Genomic DNA, 25,593 nt, shown 5'->3' with positions numbered 1-25,593 from the left:
ATAAAGCCATACACTCCCAAAAAAGACACCTTGCAAGGTGTCTTTTTTTATTTGCCGGGCTCTCTTGAAATGGAGAAAAAATAGATAGTTACTTTATTCTGATTTTACGTCTGTTACTCACCCGAACAGCCGACCCTTCGGCTAAAAACACCGAACAAGGCGCTTGACTGTTTAAAAAAGCAAATTCTTTTCCGTACACCTCTTTAAAATCAACATTTATCCGGTCCGGCACCTCATAGTTTGCCACGATCAACCGGCGCCATTCTGCCTTCAGAAGATCCATTTTTTAAACCTAATAAAGAGTTTTATCACCTTTCTTCTGCCATAGCTCGAATACCGGCAAACACAAATCCCGCCCTATTTGAAGCGTTTGCATCCGCTTTTTCGTGGCTTTTCCTTCCAATACGTCGTAAATAAAAGCATCATCAAAGCCGGCCTGTGCCGCGTCGTGCCGTGTGCAGGCATATATCAACACTTTTATTTTAGCCCAATAAGCCGCCGACAAGCACATGGGACAAGGCTCGCACGTGGCATATAAAATGCAGTCGGACAGATCAAAGCGTTTTAGTTTGGCAGCTGCCCGTCTTATAGCCACCACTTCGGCATGAGCCGTAGGGTCGTTGGTCTTCAGCACTTCATTATGAGCGAGGGCTATCAGTTCGCCCCCACATACAATGGCAGCGCCAAAAGGTCCTCCCTCATTTTGAAGCACCCCTTTTTGTGCTTCTTCTGCTGCCAATTGTAAGTAGTGCAAGTGTTTATCTTCCATGCTTATTTTTTTAAACCGTAAAAATAAAAAGAGGAAAAGGCAGCCTTAGCGAGCAGGCAACCTCTTCCCCATGCTTTCATACGTTCGTTAAGCAGAGCTGCCCGCTCTCTGCATTTCTTCCTCCTTGAGCTTGCGGCGCAAGATTTTACCTACGTTCGATTTGGGCAACTCATCGCGGAATTCAATGTATTTGGGCACCTTGTAGCCCGCCAGATTTTCTTTGCAGTAAGCCATCAACTCTTCTTCGGTAAGCGAAGGGTCTTTTTTCACCACAAATATTTTAACCCGCTCCGTAGATTGTGGGTCAGGCACCCCAATGGCAGCCACTTCCAGCACCTTGGGGTGCCCGGCTACCACCTCCTCCACTTCATTGGGATATACATTAAAGCCCGAAACCAAAATCATGTCTTTCTTGCGGTCTACAATGCGGAAGAAGCCGTCGGCATCCATGGCTCCTATGTCGCCGGTTTTAAACCAGCCGTCTTCGGTCATGACCTTGGCGGTCTCATCGGGGCGGTTCCAATAGCCTTTCATCACCTGCGGACCCTTCGCCCAGATTTCACCGGGCTCATCTATGCCGGCTTCCGTGCCGTCTTCTTTTACTATTTTCAACTCGGTGCTGGGCACGGGCAAGCCTATGGTGCCAATGCGGGCAGTGCCATCCAAGGGATTACAGGTAAGCACCGGCGACGTTTCGCTCAAACCATACCCTTCGGCTATGATGGTTCCGGTTACTTCTTTCCAGCGTTCGGCTACCGGCCGTTGCATGGCCATGCCACCGGCCACAATATATTTTGCACGGGAAAAGTCAACTTCCTTAAAGTCAGGATGGTTGAGCAGGGCATTGAAAAGCGTATTCAAGCCCGTCATTGTAGTAAACTTATGCTTTTTCAGCTCCTTGATAAAACCGGGGATATCCCGGGGATTGGCAATCAACACATTCTTTGCGCCTACACTGAACATCAGGAAACAGTTGACCGTCAGCGCAAAAACGTGATACAGAGGCAAAGGCGTAATGGCTATCTCCTTTCCTTCTTCAAGCCCCAGCATCCAAGCTTTGATCATCAGCAGGTTAGCTACCAGGTTGCGGTGGGTCAGCATGGCGCCTTTCGATACGCCTGTGGTGCCCCCAGTATATTGCAGCAATGCCAGCTCCTCATTGTTGATTTCAGGACGCACATACTGCACCTTTGCTCCCTTCGATAGCGCGTCCGGGAAAGAAACAGCCCCCGGAATGTGGAATTTGGGCACCATCTTCTTGATGTACTTCACCACGAAGTTGACCAAGAAGCGCTTGAAGCCCAGCATATCTCCTATTTCGGTGACTATCACATGCTTGATTTGTGTCTTGGGCAATATGTGCGCCAACTTGTCGGCAAAATTTGCCAAGATAATCACGGCTTTGACTTCGGCGTCATTGTATTGGTGCTCCATTTCCCGCTCGGTATAAAGCGGGTTCACATTGACGACCGTTAAGCCTGCGCGCAAAGCCCCAAACAAAGCCACCGGATATTGCATAACATTGGGCATCTGAATGCCGAACTTATCGCCCTTTTTCAGCCCCAAACTTTGCAAATAAGCTGCAAAGTGCTTCGACTTTTCTTCCAGCTCTTTGTAACTCATCACGCATCCCATGAACTCATAAGCCGGCAAGTCGGCAAACTTGCGGAAGCTTTCTTCAAGCATATCTACCAAAGAGCTGTATTGATCGGGATTGATTTCGTGGGGCACCCCCGCAGGGTAACTTTTAAACCATGGATAGTCGCTTTTCATAACCGTGTGTGTTTGGTTGTCTTATTCTTAAAAATAAGAGAAATTTGTTTTTTCAACAAAAAAATAAAACTTTTCAGGCAAGATAATGAAAATGCCGTAGATTGTTCTGCATTCAGAGCTTTTTTTTTATTATCCCTCTGAAAATCAGAGATAGAAACGAACACAGCAGCAACATAAAAGTCAATAACTTCTTATGATTGTGCTACTCTTTAGCATGTAATATTCGAAGCACATTCAAACAACGACGCCCCGGGGTTGCCTTCCACTCATATTGTATTTTATATTCAAATCCCTGCCCGTCGCCCCATTTCCCTTTTAGATACAACAGCAAGGAGTTGCCTTCCAACCACCATGCTCCGGAGTCCAACTGTACGGCCGGTGATTCACAAATGGCTACATGTCCGGGCACAGACAGATGCAAGCGGTGCCCCTCATCAAACACAAGCAAGAGATAGGCGCCTTCTTTTTTCGGCAGGGAATCTAAGCAAAAAGCCTCTTGTGTAAACCACGCCGACTCATGAAGCAGCCACTGCCCTTTCCAAAGAGTGCTCTGCGCCGCCGCTATGTGCCCATAACAACAAAGGCATATAACCCAATACCAACTTGCATTCCTTGTCACAATTGTTGAATTTAAAGGCTAATATAAGGAAAAGAAACACAGCTTATGCAGCGACATCCTGTCTTCATTGCGCCCTTTCAGTTTGACGAAAAGGTAAAGCACTTGATTAGCACGCGCACAGGCGGATACAGCCTGCCGCCTTATGCTTCTTTGAACTTGGGCATGCACGTCGGCGACCGGGCGGAGCATGTGCAAAAGAACCGGCAGATAGTAGCACAGCATTTGGATATTCCACCGGCTCACCTTTGTTTCATGCAGCAGGTGCACGGCCATACGGTAGCAGTCATTGACAAAGCAGGCGCGCCCCCACCCATAGCCGATGCCATGATAACCAACCGCCAAGGGATTGCCTTGTGTGTGCTTACGGCTGACTGTGTACCCCTGTTGCTGTATGCGCCCCAAGCAGCTGCCATAGGCGTCGTTCATGCCGGATGGCGTGGCTTGGCAGCGGGCATTATTCCCGAAAGCATCCGTCAGATGAAAAAGGCCTACGGTGTCTTGCCCAAGCAGCTGGTGGTTGGCATTGGTCCACATATTTCAGTACAATATTATGAAGTGGGTGAAGAAGTGGCGACGGCTCTTCAAGATGCCGTACCTGTTGCCTTTCGCTCTCAGGTATGTATACGAAAAAAAGAAAGCGGACGTTATCATGCTGACCTGCCGGCAGTAGCCAAAGCCCAACTCATGGCGGAAGGTATTCCGCCGGAAAACATTCAATCATATGCAGTATGCACCTATGAAGCCAAAGAACAGTTTTTCTCTGCCCGTCGCGAAGGCACAAAAAGCGGGCGTTTTGCCTCTGTCATCATGCTTGAACCTCATCGTTAATTAAAAACACAAAGCTTATGCGTACCTTTCTAACTCTTTTTCTGCAACTGTTTATCTTTTCTTTGTGCTATGGTCAATCGCCCATTGCCATCGTAGTGCACGGTGGTGCAGGCACCATCTCGCGTGACCGCATGACACCGGAGCTGGAGAAAGCTTACCGGCAAAAGCTCGAAGAAGCCCTCCGCAAAGGATACGGCATCTTGCAAAGTGGTGGCAGCAGCCTGGATGCGGTAGAAGCCACCATTCAAATACTGGAAGAATCGCCGCTGTTTAATGCCGGCCGCGGTGCTGTCTTCACCGATGCGGGCACCAACGAACTGGATGCCTCCATTATGGATGGCAAGACACTCAATGCCGGTGCCGTGGCAGGCGTGCGGCGCATCAAAAGCCCCATTCAAGCGGCCCGTGCCGTCATGGAACGCTCCCCCCATGTGATGCTGACGGGCGAAGGTGCAGAAGCTTTTGCCCGCTCTGTGGGCTTGGAAATGGTGGAACCGGACTATTTCAAAGATGAAAAACGCTACCAGCAGTACCTACGGGCAAAACAAAAAAGCGGCAAACAAAGCCTCGACTATGAAGAAATAGAAAAACATGGCACCGTGGGCTGCGTGGCACTGGACCAAGCCGGTAACTTGGCTGCGGGCACCTCTACCGGCGGCATGATGATGAAACGTTTCGGACGTGTGGGCGACTCGCCCATTATCGGTGCCGGCACTTATGCCGACAATGCAGCTTGTGGCGTTTCGGCTACCGGCTGGGGCGAGTACTTCATCCGTCTTGCCGTGGCCCACGATATTGTAGCCCTCATGAAATACAAAGGCATGAGTGTGCAGGAAGCAGCACAAACGGTCATAGACAAAGTAGGCAAGCTGGGCGGCGATGGCGGTGTCATTGCACTGGATCGCCAAGGCAACATAGCCATGCCCTTCAACACCAAAGGTATGTACCGGGGCTATGTGGACACCCAAGGTAACATAAAAGTCATGATTTACGACGATGAGCAATAAAAAACTTAATTAAGGCTGCCCACGGGCAGTCTTTTTTTGTGTTTTTATGCGTTTTTTTATTCTTTTTCAATTAGCGGAAAAGCAAAAAAGCATAGCTCCGAACACAAGTCTATTTTGCCGAAACAGACAAAAGTTTCAAAAATCAGGGGAATGTAATTTTGGCAAGACTAAAATGGAGTTTTTAAAAGAAACTATTACACCGGCAATTGACAGCCACTGCAAAGCTTATTTTCTTTTAAATAAGTCAAAAGTGTTTTTTTCTTTGAAAGAAAAAGACTCAAATACATTAAAATAAGCACAAACAAACAAACCAAAGCTTACATATTGTCGTAGGTGCTTATTTGACAATACATTTCCTTTTTTTCAAATTGTAGATTGAAACTATTCTTGCTCACGCTTTAATGTCATGGATATGCACTTCTCTTTACGGCAAAGAATATTAAGTCCTAAGATTATGAAACCACACTTTCTAACTGTTTGCTTGATTGTAGCACTTGGCCTTGTTCAGACTGTATGGGCACAAAGTGTTCCTCTCCATCACCGGCAGCAGTTTACCATTCGCTCCTTTCAGCTCAACAGCGAAGATGTGCATGAAGGAAAGCGTTTTATTAAAGCAACTTTTAATTGCTATTTCAAGTTTCCGGTAAAAGATTTAAGCAATTCGCGTTATAAGTTTTATGCCGTCATCAAGGAGGCTGCTTCCGGCAAGGAGCTGTACAATAACCCCAGAAATTACGTAGCGGCGCTTGCCACCGAGAGCTTTTCGAACCCGGGCAAAGCTTATGCCGAAGGGCTCATCTTGCGTGTCCCGCAAAGTGAGCTGAACCTGCCGGCCGGCAAGCACAATCTCATCTTTGAACTGCACGCCCGCACCGGTGAGTTCGACAACCCCAAAGACTTTGGAAGCATTCACCAAAGTCCGCTAAGCATAGAGATACAAGGCAATCGCTCGCTGGACTACACGGCTCAATCGTTTAGTTTCGATCACCTGCTGCTGCAGGCCGACGCCAAGAGTGGCACCAAAGGCTTCAATGTGCGCTTCAATCTCAAAGCCGCCCACCCACACGATGCCTTTGCGGCTCCCGACCGCCCGGCTGAAGCAGGTACTTTTTTTGTAGGGCTTATCATTAGCGACAGCAGCGGCAACACCGTATTTCAAACAACAGACGGCGAACGCTGGTACGAACGATGGGCTAAAATACAACCCATAGAAAATCCAAAGTTTGACCGGCAGCTTATAGAAGAAGTGGAGCTATTCGTGCCCTATGAGCACCTCAAGCTTACGCCCGGCAATCATCAAGTCAATATTCAGGTAGTTGTTTACAATTTCGACAGAAGCCACCGCTATGAAGCAGGCAGCCAATCGTTGATGGTGTTCAAGCCCAAGATGTATTCCTACCGCTCGCAGAAAATCAATTTTTCGCAGTTGTCCGTTATCGAAAAGCAAAAAAAACAAGGTTTAAACGGGCTGCTTGTGTCGGCACAAGGCACCTTCAACTACGGACATGAGGTCATAGAAGGCGCCGGCAACAAGCCTGCGTTGTCTTACTACTGTCTGTATGCCACCTTGGAAACAGAAGACGGACAAATTCTTTATGAACCCCGGCAAGCACCGGAATACTATTTCAACCAAGCGGCAAGCTATCATTACCTCATCACCAAGCCAAGCGAAGCCATGCTACACTTCTCCGGCGACTGGCTGATTCCTTACAAAGACATAGACCTGCCAAGCGGCAAACAAGAGGCATGGCTGGTGTTACACTTTACCGACCTGGAAGGAAAACTGCATAAGAAAAGTATTCACCGGCAAAAAATATCATTTGAACAGGCAGCACGCTACCGTGTACACATGCAACAAAGCCGGCTGGCACTGCGCCCCTACTCTGCATGGAGCAGCGAACGCCACAACATACCTGCTTACCCACAGTACATCAGAAAAAAAGCCCCCAATGTATTTGTGCAGGCATTGGTGGGAAAAGAAGTATTCGGACAAAGCGAGGTTTACCCCGAAGCAAGCGAAGTGCCCGCTCAAACCTTCACCACCTATGCAGCCGAAGGCGACTTGCTGCAATGGCAGCTATGGCATGCCGACCCCTCGCGGCAACATATGCTGCTCACTACCCACGAATGGACTGCCCAAAACAACCACAACGAGGTTAGTTTAAGCAAAGGCGTAGTGGAAAGCGGCAGTCTGCAAATAAAGAGCAGCCCCGCATTGGCTGTCATGGCGCGCAACATTGCCCTTACGCCAAGCCTTTATCAAGGCGTACAAGGCTATGAAGTAAGCGTAGTATTGCGCACCCGCAACTTCGATGAGTCGCAAACCCTTCTTTTTGTAGAATATTACGACAGCACCTTTGCCGCCAAAAAAGGTATCCCATACATTCACCTCATCAAAGGCAACGCCAACATTCATCCGGAAGGCTATCAATTAGAGGCGGGCACGGGCGAATGGAAGTTTTTCCTGCCGCTTTATGCAGTAGAAGAAGGCAAGCACATCAGAGTAGCCCTAAAAGACAAGGAGGCAGACTTCCTGCACGCCATGCTCAGCGTACCCTTGCCCCAAGAGCTGCCTGCCACCCAGCTGGTGCGTGTTCAGTTGGTTGACAGCCGCAAACAAAAGATAGAAAGCGTAGAGCATACCGTCTTGCGCTTTCACTACGAAATGCCCGACTTGGTGCTGGCAGATTGGGGCACCCGCCTGCGCTTCTATTTCCGCCTGCTCCATGAAGGCAAAGAAATAAACCATCTTATCACCCAAACCCAACCGGTGAGCGAAGCAGGCGAGTTTCGTCCTACCCTTGCCGACGGTTATTTTGAAATTTATATCCCGGCCGCACAGCTGTGCGAACTGAAACCGGCCACTTTGAGCATTGAATGGAAGAGCAACCTTCCCCACGAAAGCACCCAACTGCTGGAGATAGACAACGAAACAGTTTGCATGGAGCGCTTGGCGCAGTATTGAAAACAGCCAAGAAACACAACTAAGAAAAAGACCGGAATAGGTAATCCGGTCTTTTTTTATGAGTAAAGTTCCTTTTACCATCCCGGAAAGCATAAATAGCCTCATCCCCTTTCGAAGCTCATTCAGCATGAGATTTCTCGCTTACGCTCGAAATGACAAAGAAAGAACAAGAAGACCAAAAGGTGCTTCTGAAAAAGCAAAAAAACTCAAAGAGAACCCCATCCCTTCAAGCCAAATTTCCTTCTACTTTTTGTCATGTCGAACGAAGTGAGACATCCCGTCAAGCCAAGCCCGTTTGTGGCAAGAGACTTCCCGCAGCGCTCGAAAGGACAGAAAGTGAAGAGCCGGAAATAAAGCAAAAAGGAAGTGCCCATAGCGACATAAGGGGGCACCTCCCAAAACAAAGCCTTAAAACGTCCGTCTTATCCCTATTTTCACATAGCGCGGCAACACACGCCGGTAATTCGTGCTGATAAGCAAGGGGCTTATGTCCTGCATGACAAACTCACGGTTGTTTAAAAGGTTGCCTGCCGACAACTCCACCTGCCACTGCGGAGTGATATACTTCAATGCGGCGTTCAGCTCCCAAAAAGTGGCAGATTGGGCATCGTAGAAATAAACATAACGGCTGCTTACGGATGCCAACAGACGTTCCAATATCAGCTCATAGTCTGCACCCAAAGTAGAAGAAAACATACGCTGCACCGGCACACCTTCTATCAATTCATTGCGAAAAGCATAGTTCGACAGCTTGTTGTACCAAGTGAGCTTCCAGCGGCTGCGCATACCGCCATAGTGGGCATTCAGCTCCGTCATCCAGCGCACGGCATCGGAACGGTAGGTGCTGCTGTCGGCTCCGTTTATGTTTTCCTGCCCGTTTTGCAGAAAAGACTGCACGAATTCCAACTTTAATGCCGGGTCGAGGAAGTTTTTTGTCAGCTGTATCTCGCCCATCCAGTAGTCGGCAAGTTGTTGGGCATAGAGCTGCTCAATAAAAGGTACATTTTGCACTCTAAACAAAGGTGCGTTGCGTGTTTTGCCTCTTGCTACTGCCAGACAAAAAGTCCCAGCTACCTATCCACGACCTCGAGGCAGTGAAAGAAAACACCTGCCCTACCTGTGGCTCAAGCGGCAACTGACGGGTGCGAACAATGCTGCGGAAGTCTTCCAGTTCGTCACCGGGGGTCAAGGCTACAAGCGGGAAATCAAGCAGGCGGCGCGAAACAGAAGCGTTAAGCTCCATGAAGCGAGGTTGGCAGATAAGCAGCACTTCATACTCCAAGCGGCTTTTTACACGCATATGGTTACCGGGTAGCGAGGGATACCATTGGTGCGCCCATGCCCAAGTGTGACTCAACAGAAGACCGCCTGCCTGAAAATTATGTGTGAAAAATGGCTTTATCAGATACGATTGCAGACCTTCTATGCTTCCATCAAAAGCAGAAGGCGAGAGAGGGCTCCAGTTTTCGCCGGCATAGTAGCTTGCTTTTTTGTCTGCTGCCATATGGTTGAAATCCCAAGCGCCCCCCAGTCTGAAATCCCCCAAGGAAGCAGTAGTGTATTGCAGCAAAGCGGCGCTTTTCAAAGCATGCTGAAGGTAGCGGCGGCTCTGGCGAAAATGATTAATAAAATTGCCGTTGTCATCCTGCCAGTAAGTGGCATATGAAGAATCGTTGTGGAGGAGGCGGTTATCGATATCTTGCAGGCGGTACACATAACCTCCTTTGAGCTGTATAGCCCAGCGTTCGTTCAGCAAACGCTCATAAAAGACCGTAGGTAATAACGCCATACGTTGTTGCCGGCTGCGAAAGTCGTAATACAGACCGGAAGTGCTTTCTTCGTTTAAAGTATTGGGACGCACATCCCTATAGTCCACATTCAGCGCTACCCGGCTTTTGCTTTTTTCAGTATCCCGCTCCCAAAGCAGCTTACTCTTGTTTTGAAAGTCAAGTTGAAAGACTTTATTGCGCCACTCGTTGAAAGAGTTATTCCCTGCAAAATCCCAACGGGTATTGCTCTGTGTGGTCAGCTCATTGTGTTGATTAAAAGAAGCCACCGTCAGCTCTGAATGAGGCGAAAGCTGCCATTTGGTGCTGATGCCGGCAATGGTATTCGGGTTGCGCAGATAATCACGAAAGCCATAAAGGACAGCCGCATACCCTTCCCGGCGCTTCAATTCTTCAAAGTCTGCCGGCAAACTAAACAGCTCAGCCAAAGCATCGGTACCGATGCTACGCAAATCATAGATGGAGATTTCTGTGATTCCCACCGGCTCTTGCTCGGCAATCAGTTGGGCTGCAGCCTGCTTGCCTACATGCATCAGGTTGGCATAGCCACCCGCGGCAAGCTCCTCTGCCTGAAAGCTGCCCTCCGCGCCCAACCTGCCGAAAAAAGACTGCTTCACGTCTTCTTTCAGCTTCACATCCAAAACAAGCAACTCATTGCGGTCGAGCAAACTGTTTTTCAGCTTTTGATTTTTTTCATTGGTGCGCACTTCCACGCTTTCCACCTTCGATGGGTCAATGGAGCGCGTAACGGCTGCCGTCCCTACGTTCGATACCTCCTTGCCGTCCACCAATACTTTTTGAATCACCTTGCCATTATACTGAATGTCGCCGTTGGGCAGCACCACAAAACCGGGCATCTTGCGCAACACATCCTCCAGTGTTTGGTCGCCGGCTTGTTGCCAATGCTCTACGTTGTAGATGACGGTGTCTTGCTTGACAATAATGGGCGGCGCCTCCTGCACCACCACCTCGCCCAGCTCGAACTCCTGGGGCTCCAAGGCTGCCCGTATCACTACCGGTGCCGTATTCTCTTCTGCCAGCACCAATAATTGAGCATATTCCCGGTAGCTCAAATGACGTATCACCAAACGCAGCACCCGCACTTCGCCCCCATAAGAAAAAGCAAAGCGCCCCGCTTGGTCCGTGAGCGTGTAAGCAAGGGTTTGCTCGCCCTGCTGAGGCAACAACGACACCATAGCAACCGGCACAGGCTCGCCCGTTTGGGCATCCGTCACTCGCCCTTCTATGTGGTATTGTGCCCAAAGTGTAACAGGAAAGCCGCAAATGCCCGCCAATAAAAACCCCAAAAGCCGGTTAAGTATCTTCAACTCCATCTCTTTCCAAAGCTTTAAGGACCAACATAGAAACAAAGAAGCCCTGATAGCGGGCTTCCCGGCTTCGTTGTTATTTCTTCTTCTTTTTGGACTTTCCAATATACTTTTGGTAGAAGTTCCAGTAGTAAGCCTCTTGGATGGATGCCACACGCAAACCCTCCGTCAGGCTTTGACAAACAGCAGCAGGGAATGGTTGTTTTTCCACTTTTTTGGCTTCCAGCATGCGGTGAAGTTCACCGGAGGAGGGGTCCGGATATTCTATTTGCAGCACAGCACCGGGCAAGCCGGTAAAAAACAAATAACCGTCTTTAGCGGGAATGGCAGTAGTGTACCAAAAATGATACTCCGGAATGTCATCATAAGCCAGTAGCGGGTGGCGCTTTACTTCTGCTTTGGTAAGCACCGCCTCTTGGCAAGGGTATCCCAAGACTTCTTTTTTCCTGCCGGTAAACTCCCAGCGTAAGTCCATAAAGGGTTCTTTAGTATAAATCTTGGAAGAGTCTTTAAAAGCGCGCTCATAGGTTATCTCTTTTTTAAGATAATCGATACATACCTTCTGAAAGCTTTCCTTTTCGGTAACACGTGCCCTACCACCCTCTGCGCCTTCGGGGGTATAGACCCGTAGCGGTTTATATTCTTGAAATAAGTTCATTGCACCGGAAAAATAAGCATGCACTTCCGAAGGCTTACTAAAAAAATGGGGGGCGTAGCTGTACACGATATGCAAGCCTTCGGTGCTTCCCTTGTTAGTCTGCGCGGCAGCGTGGTAAGAGCTCAAGCAAACAAAACACAAAAGCAAGTAGTAGATACATTTTTTCATGATACCAAACATTTTGATTTTGTACTTTTATCTTTACAGAAGTTTCCGGATACCCTTACGGTGGGTATCCGGAGGGGGTTACTCACAATTTATGCTTACTCCAAAGATCCAGGACAGTTGCACAACCAGCACTCATAGACAGTGCCATCTTTTTTGGTTATTTTGCAATACACAGCCGGCCACTCCTCATTGGCAGCTTCCCCTTCTTTTAGCACTGCCTGTTCTTCTACGGTTACTTGCTGTTTTTCTTGCTTTTTCTCTTTCTCGTCACCTCCACCACCGTTATTGGCAATAATGGGTGAGGTAGCCACAAGAATCAGTAATGAAACCAGTACTTTTTTCATGACTCTCTAAGTTTTTAATGTTCAACATGATTTAGAAATGATTACCGGTACCGGGTCAATATCCAAACACCTCCCAACATACTAAGCCGGCATCGTATATCGAAAGATGCTCGAACATTGACAGCGCAAGTCTAAAAAAAAAAAAAAAAACACCACGCAAGTAATTTTGTAAAAAAAATCACACAAAATCAGGTACACACCGGGCAAGAACTTCAAACAACAAAAACAGCTTTTTTATCATCTCGAACAGAGCACAAACAACACCTGCCATTTCTCACAGAACGCAAGCGTAGTATGTCATTTCGAACCGAACGCAGTGAGGTGAGAAATCTCAATCTCATCGCAAGAAGCCACAAGAAGCAAAAAGAGACTTCCCGCTTGCGCTCGAAAGGACAGAAAATGATGCTCAAAATGACAAAGAGGAACACCTTTTTGCTCCGGTTGGTATATAAACTTTGCTTTTTTGTATCTTCGTTGCCCGACGAAAGCAGTTTATAACCCCATGGCATCCACTCCCACCTTGTCCATCGTAAGCCCGGTATTCGAAGCGGAAGGTGTGTTGCCGGCACTGCTGGAGCAGCTCCATGTGGTCATGGCGCGCATAGGCTGCCCGTTTGAAATCATCTTGATAGATGACGGCAGCAGCGACGGCTCATGGCCATACATGCAGGCACAAGCAAGCAAACACGCACACATCAAAGCCGTGCGCTTGAGTCGCAATTTCGGACAGCACCACGCCATCACAGCAGGCTTGGACATAGCCCGGGGCGAATGGGTGGTAGTCATGGACTGCGACCTGGAAGACCCACCCGAAGCCATTGCCTCGCTCTGGGAAGCAGCCATGGAAGGCAACTGCGACATGGTGCTTGCCCGGCGTGTACAACGGCGGCACGCTTTTTATAAGCAAGCCGGCGGGCGCTTGTTTTACCGCCTGCTCCATTGGCTCAGCGGGCGCCGCTACGACCCAAGCATTGCCAACTTTGGCATTTATCACCGCAAAGTGGTGGATACACTGCGCCGCATGCGCGAGCCCGTGCGTTTCTTTCCTGCCATGGTACAATGGACCGGCTTCAAAGCCAAAACCCTAGACATCAAACACCGGCAACGCCCCGACGGCCGCCACAGCACCTACGACCTGCGCAAGCTGCTGCGCCTGGCTGTGGATGTCATGCTGGCGCAGTCGGCGCGCCCTATGTGGCTGGTCATACAGCTGGGGTTGGGGCTGGCTGCCCTTGCTTTCTTGTTCAGCATCATCACCTTGGTTCGTTATTTTTTAGGATACATCACCGTGTTGGGTTATGCCAGCCTGATTATATCCATATGGTTTTTGGCGGGGGTGCTGCTCATGTGCATGGGCTTGCTGGGGCTTTACATAGGTAAAATATTCGAGGGCATTCAGGGGCGCCCTCTTTACGTCATTTCGGAAACTGTCAATGTACAAACCCACGAGCATAGAAATACTACACTGGGACAGTGATTTCTTCGGTTATCCGGTTGGAAAATATGTTTTCGAGCAAGCGGATGCCCTTACCTCCCATATTCCTGCGCTCATGGATGAAGCACGGCAAAAGCAAATCCGCTTGTTGTATGTATATACCCCCGTGCAAAGCGGTATTATTGAGCCCATGCAGGCGTCCGGTGGCTTGTGGACCGACCACAAAGTGCACCTCGTCTGTCCCTTGCAAGGACAAGCAAGCCCGGCAACTACCGGTGCAGCCTGTAGTATAAGTCAATATACACTGCCCCACGCTACAACCCGCCTGGAGGCACTCGCTTTGTTAAGCGGTGCACACTCCCGCTTTCGCCTGGACCCTCACTTCCGGAATCAGGAGTTTGAGCGGCTGTACCGCCACTGGATTGCACGCTGCCTGAAGTCTTCCGACACGAGCGTATGGATAGCCGGCACTCCTCAACACCCCACCGCCCTGCTGGCATTGCGCAGCACCCCCCCAACCGCTTACATAGAACTGATTGCGGTGGATTTGCCGGAGCGGGGCAAGGGCGTAGGGCGCTGCCTCATGCAACACGCCGCCCACAGAGCACGGCAGGCCGGCTGCCGCTTCCTGCGCCTCAACACCCAATATCACAACCGCCAAGCAATACAATTCTATGAAAAAGCAGGATTTCAAATAGAAAAGCAGAACTATGTATTTCATTTCTGGTTTTAAAACATGACGTCTTCTTTTGTTAAATTGACTTACTTCGCATATTATTTGTTGTATTCACACACGAAATGAAGCAAAACTAAAAGATGCTAAACAAGTTTAAATACCTTCTGTTGGTGCTGTTTTTAGGGACACTGCACCTTACCCATGCACAATTTGCTCCCTCTTCTGTACTGGCACAAGGCGAGTGGTGGAAGATAGGCATCATGCAACGGGGGCTTTACAAAATCACTTACAACGAACTGAAAGAAGCCGGCTTGCCGGTAGATGCCCTTGACCCGCGCAGCCTGCGTCTGTATGCACATGGCAGCGGCATGCTTCCGCAAGCCAACAGCGCTCCCCGCCCCGGTGATTTACAAGAAGTAGCCATACGTGTAGCAGGCGAAGAAGACGGCAAATTCGACCCCGGCGACTATATTCTTTTTTATGGCGAAGCCCCCTCCCGCCTCTATTACGACGACCAAGCCGGTGAACTGCGCTACGAGCAGCATCTTTATGACAAGTACAACTATTATTTCCTCACCCACTCGCAAGGCAACGGAAAGCGCATAACCGAAACCGCCGGTTCGAGTAGTAACGCCCAAACCCTGACCACCTATGATTATTTTTTGCACTATGAAAAAGACGCTCAGAACATACTGAAAAACGAATTTTCGGCAGGCTCGGGCAGGGAATGGTATGGCGAAATGTTTTTTGTCACCCGTACCTACAGTTGGGACTTCGAACTGCCCGACCTAAGCAGCGACCTGCAATTGCGCATAGTGGCTGCCGGCACCGCCACCACTGCCTCGGCACTCGATATTACCGCCAACGGACAAGCCATCGGCAAGCTTGCATTGCCTCCTGTCTCGGGCAGCAAATATGACTTCAAAGCCAAACAAGACACGGGCAACTATGTGGTGCCGCGCTCGCTTATCACCAACGACAAACTACAACTTTCGCTGTCGTACCCCAACAATGCCTTCAAGGCTTATTTAAATTATATTGAGCTGCGCGGCAAAAGATTAGCCCGCTTGTATGCTGCCGACGATACCCTTTTCTTTACCAACTTGCAAACCCTAAACAGCGGCAACTACCGTTTTGTGATAGAAGGTGCACAAAGCGATGCCAAAGTGTGGGACATCAGCAACCCCTTTGAAGTAAAGCAAATGGCTGCCGTCCGGCAAAACGCACAGCTGTCTTTTTTCTTTTCCGGGGGCGCCCCCCGTTTCTTCGTAGCATGGCAAGGCAGTCCATTTCTTACGGCGGCAAACATAGAAGCCATTGAAAAACAAAACCTTCATGCCCTGCCCACCCCTCAACTGTTGATTGTGGCATATCCCGACTTTCTGCCCGCTGCCGAAAAACTGGCCGAGCATCACCGCCAACACGACGGCATGAGCGTAGCTGTGGTAAGCATCCGGCAAGTATATCATGAGTTTTCGGGCGGCAAGCAGGACCCTACCGCGCTGCGCGACTTCGTGCGTATGCTCTATGAGCGAAGCCCCAACACCCTGCACTACCTGCTGTTGATGGGCGATGCCTCCTATGACTACCGCCACTTATTGGAAAACACACGTTCTCAAAGCCTGGTGCCTACTTACGAGTCGCGCCAATCCCTTCACCCGGTATATAGCTTTTCTTCGGATGACTACTTCGGCTTTTTGGAAAGCAATGAAGGCGAATGGAAAGAGAATTTTCTTTTTACCCCTGCCGATGAACATACGCTTGACATAGGCATAGGGCGCATTCCGTGCAACAGTCTGCAGGAAGCGCAAAACGTGGTGGACAAAATCATTGCCTACGCTACCGAAAACCGCTTCCTGGGCGACTGGCGGCAGCAGTTTGTGTTGGTAGGCGACGACGGCGACAACAACCAGCATCAGCGCGATGCCGACCAACTGGCTGCTTATTTGGAAAGCAACCACCCCGCCTATATTGCACACCGCCTGTTGCTCGATGCTTTCGAGCAGCAAAGCACGCCCTCAGGCGAAATATCGCCGGCCGCACGGCAAGAGCTGTACAGTCTCCTACAGCGGGGCAGTTTGTTGCTCAATTACAGCGGGCACGGCAGCGAGTTTGGCTGGACGCAAGAAGGCATACTCACCTACAACGACATACGGGACCGGTGGAACTGGCAAAACCACTACCCTTTCATGGTTACTGCCACTTGTGAATTTGGGCGCTACGATGACCCTTCGTTGCAGTCGGCTGCCGAAGAAGCCATCCTGCGTGCCGGGGGCGGTGCCATAGGCTTGCTGACCACCACAAGGCCCGTCTATGCCAGTACCAACTTCTTACTGAACCAGAAACTGTATGAAGCCCTCTTTACACCGGTAGATGGGGAGCTGCCCCGTTTGGGCGACCTGATGCGCATCACCAAAAACAACAGTCTGGCCGGCGTGGTGAACCGCAACTTCAGCCTGCTGGGCGACCCTGCCCTGCGACTTGCCTACCCGCGTTATCAAATCAACCTTACACGAATCAACGGCATGGATTATGCCACTGCCACACAGAACGAAGTATTATCGGCATTGGAAGAAGTGCATATGGAAGGCAGCATCACCGACGACAACGGGCAACCCCTCGCATTTGACGGCGAATTGAGCATACGTTTTTTCGATAAAGCCACTTCCCTGCAAACCAAAGGCTCGCAGGGCAACCCGCCCATGACTTATTACAGCTACGACAACCTGCTCTTTCAGGGCAAAGCAAGCGTTGTCAACGGGCAGTTCAGCTTTCGGTTTGTCTTACCCAAAGGCATACAATACTACGAAGGCTATGGCAAGCTGAGTTTGTATGCAGCCGACACACTTCGCAACATAGATGCCGGTGGTGGCACTGCCGGGCTGCGCGTGGGTGGCACGGCTTCCACTTATCCCGAAGACAACATGCCCCCCCGCATTGACTTATACATGAACGACTCTACCTTCCGCAATGGCGACATGGTACCCGCTTCTTCCGTGGTGTATGCCCGCTTCTACGACGAACACGGCATCAACCTGACAGGCAGCAGCCGCGGACAAGGCATTGTGCTCATACTCGATGACTCTCTCACCTTCCGGGCGGGCAACTACTATTTTGCCGACCGCGATGACTACACACGCGGCACTTTGCGCTACCCCCTCTCCGACTTGCCGCCGGGCGAACACAGCCTGCGCCTGCTGGCTTGGGATACATACATGAATCCCGCCGAAGCCAATATCCGTTTCGTTATCAGCGACAGCCAAAGTGTGCATATCCACACGGTGGAAACCTATCCTAACCCTTTCGGCAGCTCGCTCAGCTGGATGGTAGCCCACGATGTAGCCGGCGAAGCAGTGAATGCACAAATTGAGCTTATCAACAATATGGGGCAGAAAGCCGCCACCCTCACCGCTTATCATCCTCACGCCCCCCAAAGGTGGCGAATAGAAAGCGGCAATCTGTCGAATTTGCCAAATGGTTTGTATATTTACCGTCTTATATTACGTGCCCCGAAAGGAGAAGCCGTCTATTCAGGAAAAATCATAAAAAATGAATAAAGCCGCCTTTCTTTGCTTATGAAACACCTCTTTACTCAAGTGAAATCAAACAGGAAGAACTCGATGAAAAAACTGTGGATTAGCATTTTACTGACAGGCAGCAGCCTGTATGCCGGCTATGGGCAGGGCAGTCCGGCACCTGTCATCAGCGGACAGGACACCACCAAGCGCCCCATCACTACGGCCGTTCCCTTCGTGAACATAGCCCCCGATGCCCGCTCTGCCGGCATGGGCGATGCCGGCGTGGCGCTCATGGATGCCGATGCCAATGCGGCTTATTGGAACCCTGCCCGCATCGCTTTTGCCGAAAAACAAGCAGAAGTGTCACTCTCGTACTCTCCTTGGCTGCGCAAGCTGGTCAACGACATGTCGCTTACCTTCCTCTCGGGCTATTATAAGTGGGATGAACGCCAAGCCGTTGACCTTTCGTTGACCTATTTCGACCTGGGCGACATACAATTCACCGACCAGAACAACCAATCGCTGGGCGATTACCGCCCGCGTGAATTTGCCGTGCGGGCACACTATTCGGTACTGTTGTCCGAGTATTTCTCCATGGCAGTGGGCGGTTTCTTCATCCACTCGAATATTGCCGGCAACGTGAGTACTTCCCAAACAGGCCAAGCCAAGCCGGGCAATAGTGCCGGTGCCGATGTGGCTGCTTTCTACCGCCGCCAAGGGCTGAATGTAGGCAACCGGGAAGTGGACCTGGCCTTTGGTGTGAATATCAGCAACATAGGCGCCAAGATGTCTTATTCAGACGACAATGTGAAAGATTTCATTCCTACCAACTTGCGCATAGGCACGGCCATAGGCTTGCATTTGGACCCTTACAACAAGGTAACCTTCCTTATCGATGCCAACAAACTGCTGGTGCCTACGCCGCCTCAGGTGGACAGCCAAGGCAACATAGTAAAGGGGCAAGACCCGAGGGACTTAACACTCCTGCAAGGCATTTTCCGCTCTTTTGGCGACGCCCCGGGCGGCTTCAAGGAAGAGTTGCAAGAGTTTGTAGGCAATTTTGGCGTGGAATACAGCTATCAAGACCTCTTTTTTGCACGTGCCGGCTATGCTACCGAGCATAAAAACAAAGGCGACCGCAAGTATTTCTCCGTTGGCTTGGGGGCGCGCTATCAAGTATTTGGTATCGATGCAGCCTATTTGATTCCTACCCAGCGCAACCACCCCTTGGCAGAAACCTTGCGTTTTACTTTGCGCGTATCGTTCGACAAAAAAGAAGCTGATTAACACCTTAAAAAAAATTCATGCTGAAAGGGAGCTGCTTTGCCAGCTCCTTTTTTGCTTGAGCCTGCATGTATCTAAATTTCCCTCCCCGTTTTGAATGAAGCGAAGCGCTGCTTGTCATCTCGAACGAGCGAAGGAACGCACGAACCCACGTAGGAGGGAGAAATCTCATCACAGCCAAGCCAAACAAGAAAGCAAAAGAGATTTCTCGCTAGCGCTCGAAATGACAAAAGAGGAGAGTCCGAAATGACAAAGAAAGAGCACGAAAAAGTAAAAGGAGCCTTGAAAAAGCAACAAAAAGACGGCTTAAAGAAAGAGAGCCGACAATATGACAAAGAAAGGATGGCCCCACACATAGCGCTTAGCTTGTCATCTCGAACGAGCGAAGCGAGTGAGAGATCTCATCAAGCCAAGCCACAAGAAGCAAAAGAGATTTCTCGCTGCGCTCGAAATGACAAAAGGGAATGCCCGAAATGACAAAGAAAGAGCCCGAAAGCCCAAAGGGAAGACTCGAAAGCGTGAAGAGGAAGGTTTGAAAACATGAAAGAGAGAGCACCCGGAAGGACAAAGAGAACATAAAATGCCTGTTTCGCTTTAGCCTATCAAAGCAGGAAAGCCGGGCACCAACGCACCCGGCTTCCTGCTTTTTTTACCTAAGGTTTATTTACGTTTCTTGTTTTTTCTTTTCTTTTTATTCTTTTTCTTTTTACCCTTCCCTTGTGTCATCTCTTCTGCCAACTGCACCGCCTTGTAAGCATTCACGATACCGTCTGATATACACAATTCATCAAAAGATATCATGTCATTACGGCTGCCGGGTTTGTTCACCTCCATACCTTCATATTTCACCACCGACTGCATGATGATGTCTTTTACCTGCCGGGCTGTCAGCTCCGGATAGTAAGACATAATCAGCGCAGCCACCCCGGCAGTAGCGGGCGATGCCATGCTGGTGCCTTGCAGGTCTTCGTATTGGTTGTTGGGTACAGTAGAGTAAATGGCCACACCCGGCGCAAAAACATCTACAGTTTTGTCTCCGTAATTAGAAAATGACGCCACAAACTCTTTGGGGTCGTTTGCCCAAGAAGAAGCCCCTACTTCCAACCAGGCTTGCGCCTGTTGGTCATTGTTGCGTTCGTTACCAAAAAACTTGGTAGGGAAATTGGGCTCTACATCGGTATTTTTACCATCGTTGCCGGCTGCATGCACCAATAAAACACCTTTCGATTCGGCATAGCGAATGGCTTCATCTACCCACTCTTTGTGCGGCGAGTAAGCTTTGCCGAAGCTCATGTTGATAAGATGTGCCCCATTATCTACCGCATAGCGGATGCCCAAAGCCACGTCTTTGTCGCGCTCGTCGCCATCGGGTACCACACGCACCGGCATAATCAATACATTGTCAGCCACGCCGTCCATACCAATGCCGTTGCCGCGCACGGCAGCAATGATGCCGGCTACATGCGTACCATGAGTGGCGTCCGGTCCTTCCACATCGGCATTGCCATAAAAGCGGTCGTTGATGTCTTCGGGATTATCGCCTACAATGGTGCGCGGGTTGAAATCGGGGTTATAACCATACTTCATGAGCCCCTCGAAGTAGCTTTTATACTCCTCCAGGTCAGCTTCCGACAAACCACGCATTTGTGTGAGATATAAGTAAGTGGCTTTTTCTTCTTGCAGCTCGTCTTCTTCGAGTTCGTTGAGTACTTCGGGGGTCAGCTCCTCTACTTTCAGACGCTCTTTCAGCTTCTTACAAGCATCAGCAAAAGGCTCATAGATGCTCATAAATTGTTGATAGCGCTGTTTTGCCTCTGCATAAGCCTGCTCGTATGCTTTTTTTATCTCTAAATAATGGTCATAATCTTCTTTGTCTTTTCCGCTCAAGGTGGCAGGGTCAACCTCCTTAAAACGCTTGTTGTAAGCAGCATACAAGCGGGTAAGCTCATAAGTATCATGATACACGTTCTTTCCGTCCTTACCGCCTATGAAATTCCATCCGTGCACATCGTCGATATAGCCGTTTTTGTCATCGTCGATGCCATTGCCGGGGATTTCATCCTCATTGGTCCATATATGTCCCTGCAGGTCTTCATGTTCTATATCCACGCCCGAATCGATGACCGCCACAATGACCGTACGTCCTTTTTTGCCTTTCAGCAGTTCGGCATAGGCACGCTCCACGCTCATCCCCTTCACGCCGTCTTGCTCGTTGTCCAGGTTGAACCAGTTTTTTGGCGGCTCTTCTTGTTTTATTTGTGCTGCCGCCTTCATGGGCGGGTATGCCGACTGTGCTTGGGCAGCTGCTGCCAACAACAGGCTGATGCCCAATGTAGTTATGCCTTTTTTCATTGTTTTAAGTTTTTATTTGATTTTTTCTATCTTCTTGCAAAGATAGCTATTTTCATAACAAAACGACTCCACCGGTTTTTTAGTACACTCCTTTATTGACGTTGACACTTTTATCGTTTCACAATGGTTATTGGTCTTACATAGCATTTCTTTCGTCGAAAGAAACAAACTGTGAGAAGAAATATACATATTTTTAAACCGTAAAATATTTCAAACTATGCGCAACATAGACTTTTTAACAGCCAAAGCCAATCATATCAACTGGCGTATCAGGCTGCTCAACTACCTGGAAGGCAAAGAGAGCCTTAGCCATGAAGAAGTGCTCTCTCACACAGACTGCCGCCTCGGGAAATGGATTTACGCGCAAGGAATGGAAAAATACGGACAGCTGAAGGACATGCAGCAGCTGGAAGAAATACACAAGCAGCTGCACGAAGCCACTGCCAAGGTGGTGCTGCTCAAAGAGCAAGGCAAGAATGCCGAAGCCGGGGCAGAGTATGAAAAAATGAAGCAATTATCTGAAAAACTAATCCAAACACTCGAAGCACTTGACAAACAAGTAGAAGCATCGCTGTAAAAATAAACCCAAGACAAACAATATGAACAGATACACCAACCTGAGAAACACCTACAAAACAGCCCTGTATGTTATTGCCGGTCTGGTTCTTTTGGCGGAAGTCATTACCCAAGTCACTGTAAACGACCTGGAGGCCACCCTGCTGGCGCAAGGCATCGAGCCAAGCGATCAGCTTTACACTTTGCGCGTTGCCACCTACGGCGTAGGGCTCATGATACTGGCAGTGCTGCCCTTCTTGGCCTATGGCTTCTTTCGCCCGGTAGTTGACACCATCGAAAGACAAGTGGCGGAGATAGAGTCGCAAAACCGGCGTCTGAAAGAAAGCGAAGAGCAGATGCGCGAGCTGCTGGAGCAAACGCTTGCCCAAAGTGAAGAGTTACTCAAAACGCGGGAAGAACTGGAGTCTTTGTTGAAAAAAGAGCAAGAAAGCAAAAAGCTACTGGAGGAAAACGAGGAGCAGATGCGCGAGCTACTCATGCAAACACTCGAGCAAAGTGAGCAGCTGCTCAAAACCCGGGAAGAGCTGGAGCGGGCCCTGAAGGAAGAGCAAGAAACCAAGCAAAAGCTGGAAGTGCTGGTCAAACAGCTGCAAGAGGCGCAAACCAAACTTATTCAATCGGAAAAGATGGCATCTTTGGGTGTACTCACGGCCGGCATCGCCCATGAAATCAACAATCCCATCAACTTCGTGTACAATGGTATCGACACACTGCGTATGCTGCTGCAGGATATGTTTGAAGTAGTTGATGCTTACGAAGCCCTGCATCCGCTCAAAGCCGATTATCAACAACTGCTGGCTCAGCTTGAAAAGGTAGAAGCCCTGAAAGAAGAAATAGACTTCGAAGAAGTGAAAAAAGATATTCATGCGCTGGTGGGCGACATAGCCAAAGGCGCCAGCCGCACCATGGAAATAGTGAAAGGGCTGCGCACCTTCTCCCGCCTCGACGAAGAGGAGCGCAAAGTAGCCGACATCCACGAGGGCATCGACTCTACCCTCATTTTGCTGCAAAACAAATACAAAAACCGCATTGAAATCAAAAAGTATTACGACCCTGAGTTAAAACCATTTGCCCATTATCCCGGGCAGCTCAACCAGGTATTCATGAACCTGATAAGCAATGCCATTCAGGCAATTCCCGAAGAGCGCACCGACGGCAAAATAGAAATTTACACCGAAGACAAACAAGAAAACGTCGTCATTCGCATCAAAGACAACGGTGTGGGCATCCCCGAGGACAAGCTGCAGCGCATCTTCGAGCCCTTCTTTACTACCAAGCCCGTAGGTGTGGGCACCGGCTTGGGGCTGGCCATCGTGCATTCCATTATAGACAAACACGGCGGACAAATAGAAGTACACAGCGAAGTAGGCAAAGGAACCGAGTTTATCATTGTTCTGCCCAAGCATGAAGTGTGAAACAATCCAAGAAACCATAAAATTCTACTACGATGAAAGGAACTATTTTAACCTGCTTAGAAGAAACTATAGCAAAGAAATACGGACAAGCAAACTGGCAAGAGGTGCTTCGCCGCTGCGACCTGCCGGCAACCCACCACTTTGCATTGGAAATCGATAAAGACATAGACGAGCAACTCAGTGTACAGCTCTTTGTCAAAAGCGCTGAGGTATGTGGCGTATCACTCCAGCAAATCTTCGATGACTTTGGCGAATATTGGTGCCTGCATTACGCCCCCAAAGTGTATAAAGCGCTGTATATGGGCACTAAAAGCACCAAAGAGTTTATTACCAAGCTGGACTTCATTCACGACATCGTAACCAAGCGCATTCCCAATGCGCATCCACCCCGCTTTCAATACCGGTGGAAATCCGATAATGTCCTGCTGCTTCATTATCAATCAAGCCGTGGGCTGATAGACCTGCTTATCTCTTTAATCAAAGGCTTGGATAAGTATTTCAACAACCATACAAGCGTCGAAAAAATCGACAACGAACACCTTCGACTCACTTTTCACGAACAATAAAGAAGTTTTTAAAGAGCTATGCAAGAAGACAGAAACAAGCATAAAGACATCCATATTTTATACGTGGACGACGAAGAGAGCAACCTGCGTATTTTCAAAACTGCTTTCAAGCGTAAGTACACGGTGCATACGGCCACCTCAGCCCAGGAAGCCATCGACATTCTCAAAGAGCATCCGGTTCATATATTGATTACCGACTACAAGATGCCGCAAATGTCCGGCGTGGAGCTGCTCGAATACACCGTAGAGCGCTACCCCAACCTCATTCGCATGATATTAACCGGCTTTGCCGACATAGAAGCCATCGTGCGGGCAGTCAATAAAAGTGGCATTTATCAATACATCACCAAGCCATGGGACCGCGGCGAGCTGGAAATGATCATTGAAAAAGCCATTGAAACCTTGCGCCTGCGCGACGAACGCGAGCGCCTTATTGAGGAACTGCGCCAACTGAACGCCTCGCTCGAAGAGAAAGTGCGTGAGCGCACCGCCGAAGTAGAGCAGTTGCTTGAAAAGGTGCAAAGCAGCATACGCTATGCCCAACGCATACAGGAAGCTATGCTTCCTTCCAAGCAGGAATTGCAGGAAATCATTGGCGAGCATGTGCTTTTTTACCGCCCACGCGACATCGTATCGGGCGACTTCTACTGGGTAGCCCATAAAACAGAAAATGGGGAAGACAAAACCATTGTTGTGGTAGCCGACTGCACGGGACACGGTGTGCCCGGCGCCATGATGAGTATGGTGGGGATCAACCTAATTGCCCAGGCGGTGTACGACCGTGAAATTCATGCGCCCGGTCAAATTCTTTCTTTCATCAACCAAGGTATTATAGAAAGGCTGCGACAAGAAGAAACCGTTTCACGCGACGGCATGGACGCCGTAGCGCTATGCATCGATCGTAATAAACGTAAGATAAGCTTAGCCGGGGCGAAGCTGGGTGCCCTCATCATTCGAAGGGACGAGGTGGAAGTGTTAAAAGGCAGCCAACAAGCCATCGGTGGATATGAGCAGGAAGAAGCCTCTTTCGAAGAAATAAACCTGCCATATGAGCCCATGCATATTTACCTCTACACCGACGGCTTTCAAGACCAGTTTGGCGGTGAGTCGGGCAAGCGTTTCTACAGCAAAAACCTTGTTAACCTCATCGAAGAGATTTATCAGCAACCCTTTGCCATACAAGCGGAGCGCCTTGCCCACACTTTTGACGAATGGAAAGGCAGTCTTTCACAGGTAGATGATGTGACGGTGCTCGGCTTCCGCTTTGAGCCATAAAACGGACATGTAAACGAAAACAGGCTTTGCCTTTCAGTCTTTACGGCTTTGTCATTTTGGGCATCCTTGTTGTCATTTCGAGCGCAAGCGAGAAATCTCTTTTGCTTCTTGTGGCATGGTGTTACGAGATTGAGATTTCTCGCCTCACTACGTGAGATTCGAAATGACAAGTTACGTGAAACAAGAAGCCTATCTTTAAGCAGCATTCCCATAAAAACAAAGTATCCAACAATCCAAAGGCGCCTTATGC

Annotated in this window: 20 protein-coding genes; 12 read left to right on the top strand and 8 right to left on the bottom strand. The window is 49.4% G+C overall.

Annotation, left to right across the window (positions count from 1 at the left end):
* Nucleotides 1–292: 292 nt before the first annotated feature.
* From QVE43_RS01165 to QVE43_RS01155, 3 genes are all read right to left on the bottom strand, one after another.
* Nucleotides 293–769: a nucleoside deaminase gene (locus tag QVE43_RS01165; protein WP_288003909.1), complete on the bottom strand. Its 477-nt coding sequence runs from the start codon at nt 767–769 to the stop codon at nt 293–295.
* A gap of 87 nt (nt 770–856) precedes the next feature.
* Complete coding sequence (locus QVE43_RS01160; protein WP_288003908.1) at nt 857–2,542, bottom strand: AMP-binding protein; 1,686 nt, start codon at nt 2,540–2,542, stop codon at nt 857–859.
* A gap of 202 nt (nt 2,543–2,744) precedes the next feature.
* Nucleotides 2,745–3,161: a hypothetical protein gene (locus tag QVE43_RS01155; protein WP_157630040.1), complete on the bottom strand. Its 417-nt coding sequence runs from the start codon at nt 3,159–3,161 to the stop codon at nt 2,745–2,747.
* Nucleotides 3,162–3,206: 45 nt separating this feature from the next.
* Between QVE43_RS01155 and pgeF the strand changes: the two genes are divergently transcribed.
* The 3 genes from pgeF (at nt 3,207) to QVE43_RS01140 (ending at nt 7,961) form a co-directional block, all read left to right on the top strand.
* A complete protein-coding gene (gene pgeF, locus QVE43_RS01150) occupies nt 3,207–3,989 on the top strand; it encodes a peptidoglycan editing factor PgeF (RefSeq protein WP_288003907.1) in 783 nt (260 codons plus the stop codon).
* 17 nt (nt 3,990–4,006) lie between these two features.
* The gene (locus tag QVE43_RS01145) at nt 4,007–4,996 is read left to right on the top strand and encodes an isoaspartyl peptidase/L-asparaginase family protein (protein WP_288003906.1); all 990 of its coding nucleotides are present in this window, start codon (nt 4,007–4,009) and stop codon (nt 4,994–4,996) included.
* 454 nt (nt 4,997–5,450) lie between these two features.
* A complete protein-coding gene (locus QVE43_RS01140) occupies nt 5,451–7,961 on the top strand; it encodes a hypothetical protein (protein WP_288003905.1) in 2,511 nt (836 codons plus the stop codon).
* 408 nt (nt 7,962–8,369) lie between these two features.
* Here QVE43_RS01140 and QVE43_RS01135 read toward each other — a convergent pair whose 3' ends face one another.
* The 4 genes from QVE43_RS01135 to QVE43_RS01120 all read right to left on the bottom strand — a co-directional run bounded on the left by QVE43_RS01135 (nt 8,370) and on the right by QVE43_RS01120 (nt 12,246).
* On the bottom strand, nt 8,370–8,981 hold the full coding sequence (locus QVE43_RS01135; RefSeq protein ID WP_288003904.1) for a hypothetical protein: 612 nt from the start codon (nt 8,979–8,981) through the stop codon (nt 8,370–8,372).
* Complete coding sequence (locus QVE43_RS01130; protein WP_288003903.1) at nt 8,974–11,082, bottom strand: carboxypeptidase regulatory-like domain-containing protein; 2,109 nt, start codon at nt 11,080–11,082, stop codon at nt 8,974–8,976. The genes QVE43_RS01135 and QVE43_RS01130 overlap by 8 nt, the downstream gene beginning before the upstream one ends.
* A 70-nt stretch (nt 11,083–11,152) precedes the next feature.
* Nucleotides 11,153–11,902 carry a GLPGLI family protein gene (locus tag QVE43_RS01125; protein WP_288003902.1) on the bottom strand — a complete coding sequence of 250 codons (750 nt, stop codon included), beginning with the start codon at nt 11,900–11,902 and terminating at the stop codon, nt 11,153–11,155.
* A 95-nt stretch (nt 11,903–11,997) separates the two neighbouring features.
* Complete coding sequence (locus QVE43_RS01120; protein ID WP_288003901.1) at nt 11,998–12,246, bottom strand: hypothetical protein; 249 nt, start codon at nt 12,244–12,246, stop codon at nt 11,998–12,000.
* A 502-nt stretch (nt 12,247–12,748) separates the two neighbouring features.
* On the opposite strand from QVE43_RS01120, the gene QVE43_RS01115 reads away from it, so the two are divergent.
* From QVE43_RS01115 to QVE43_RS01095, 5 genes are all read left to right on the top strand, one after another.
* Nucleotides 12,749–13,723 carry a glycosyltransferase family 2 protein gene (locus tag QVE43_RS01115; RefSeq protein ID WP_288003900.1) on the top strand — a complete coding sequence of 325 codons (975 nt, stop codon included), beginning with the start codon at nt 12,749–12,751 and terminating at the stop codon, nt 13,721–13,723.
* Complete coding sequence (locus QVE43_RS01110) at nt 13,680–14,414, top strand: N-acetyltransferase (RefSeq protein WP_288003899.1); 735 nt, start codon at nt 13,680–13,682, stop codon at nt 14,412–14,414. Before QVE43_RS01115 ends, QVE43_RS01110 begins: the two co-directional genes overlap by 44 nt.
* Nucleotides 14,415–14,497: 83 nt before the next feature.
* Nucleotides 14,498–17,914 (top strand): type IX secretion system sortase PorU, encoded by a 3,417-nt coding sequence (porU, locus tag QVE43_RS01105; protein WP_288003898.1) that lies wholly within the window; start codon nt 14,498–14,500, stop codon nt 17,912–17,914.
* Nucleotides 17,915–17,977: 63 nt separating this feature from the next.
* Nucleotides 17,978–19,162 (top strand): type IX secretion system outer membrane channel protein PorV, encoded by a 1,185-nt coding sequence (gene porV / locus QVE43_RS01100; RefSeq protein WP_288003897.1) that lies wholly within the window; start codon nt 17,978–17,980, stop codon nt 19,160–19,162.
* Between the two features lie 243 nt (nt 19,163–19,405).
* Nucleotides 19,406–19,636 (top strand): hypothetical protein, encoded by a 231-nt coding sequence (locus tag QVE43_RS01095; protein WP_288003896.1) that lies wholly within the window; start codon nt 19,406–19,408, stop codon nt 19,634–19,636.
* A 183-nt stretch (nt 19,637–19,819) separates the two neighbouring features.
* On the opposite strand, the gene QVE43_RS01090 is transcribed toward QVE43_RS01095, so the two are convergent.
* Nucleotides 19,820–21,511 (bottom strand): S8 family peptidase, encoded by a 1,692-nt coding sequence (locus QVE43_RS01090; RefSeq protein ID WP_288003895.1) that lies wholly within the window; start codon nt 21,509–21,511, stop codon nt 19,820–19,822.
* Between the two features lie 217 nt (nt 21,512–21,728).
* Here QVE43_RS01090 and QVE43_RS01085 point away from each other — a divergent pair, with 217 nt between their 5' ends.
* From QVE43_RS01085 to QVE43_RS01070, 4 genes are read left to right on the top strand one after another with little or no spacing between them, the layout of a single operon-like run.
* Nucleotides 21,729–22,088, top strand: a complete 360-nt coding sequence (locus QVE43_RS01085; protein WP_288003894.1) for a CZB domain-containing protein — start codon at nt 21,729–21,731, stop codon at nt 22,086–22,088.
* 22 nt (nt 22,089–22,110) lie between these two features.
* Nucleotides 22,111–23,502, top strand: a complete 1,392-nt coding sequence (locus QVE43_RS01080; RefSeq protein WP_288003893.1) for a sensor histidine kinase — start codon at nt 22,111–22,113, stop codon at nt 23,500–23,502.
* 32 nt (nt 23,503–23,534) lie between these two features.
* Entirely contained in the window at nt 23,535–24,068 is a 534-nt protein-coding gene (locus QVE43_RS01075) for a heme NO-binding domain-containing protein (RefSeq protein WP_288003891.1), read from the top strand.
* Between the two features lie 18 nt (nt 24,069–24,086).
* A complete protein-coding gene (locus tag QVE43_RS01070; protein ID WP_288003887.1) occupies nt 24,087–25,343 on the top strand; it encodes a response regulator in 1,257 nt (418 codons plus the stop codon).
* The last annotated feature ends 250 nt before the right edge of the window (nt 25,344–25,593 follow it).

Source organism: Thermonema sp., assembly GCF_026003375.1.
GTDB lineage: Bacteria > Bacteroidota > Bacteroidia > Cytophagales > Thermonemataceae > Thermonema > Thermonema rossianum.
Note: the sequence above shows the minus strand (reverse complement) of the source record. Positions and strands in the feature narration are given on the sequence as shown.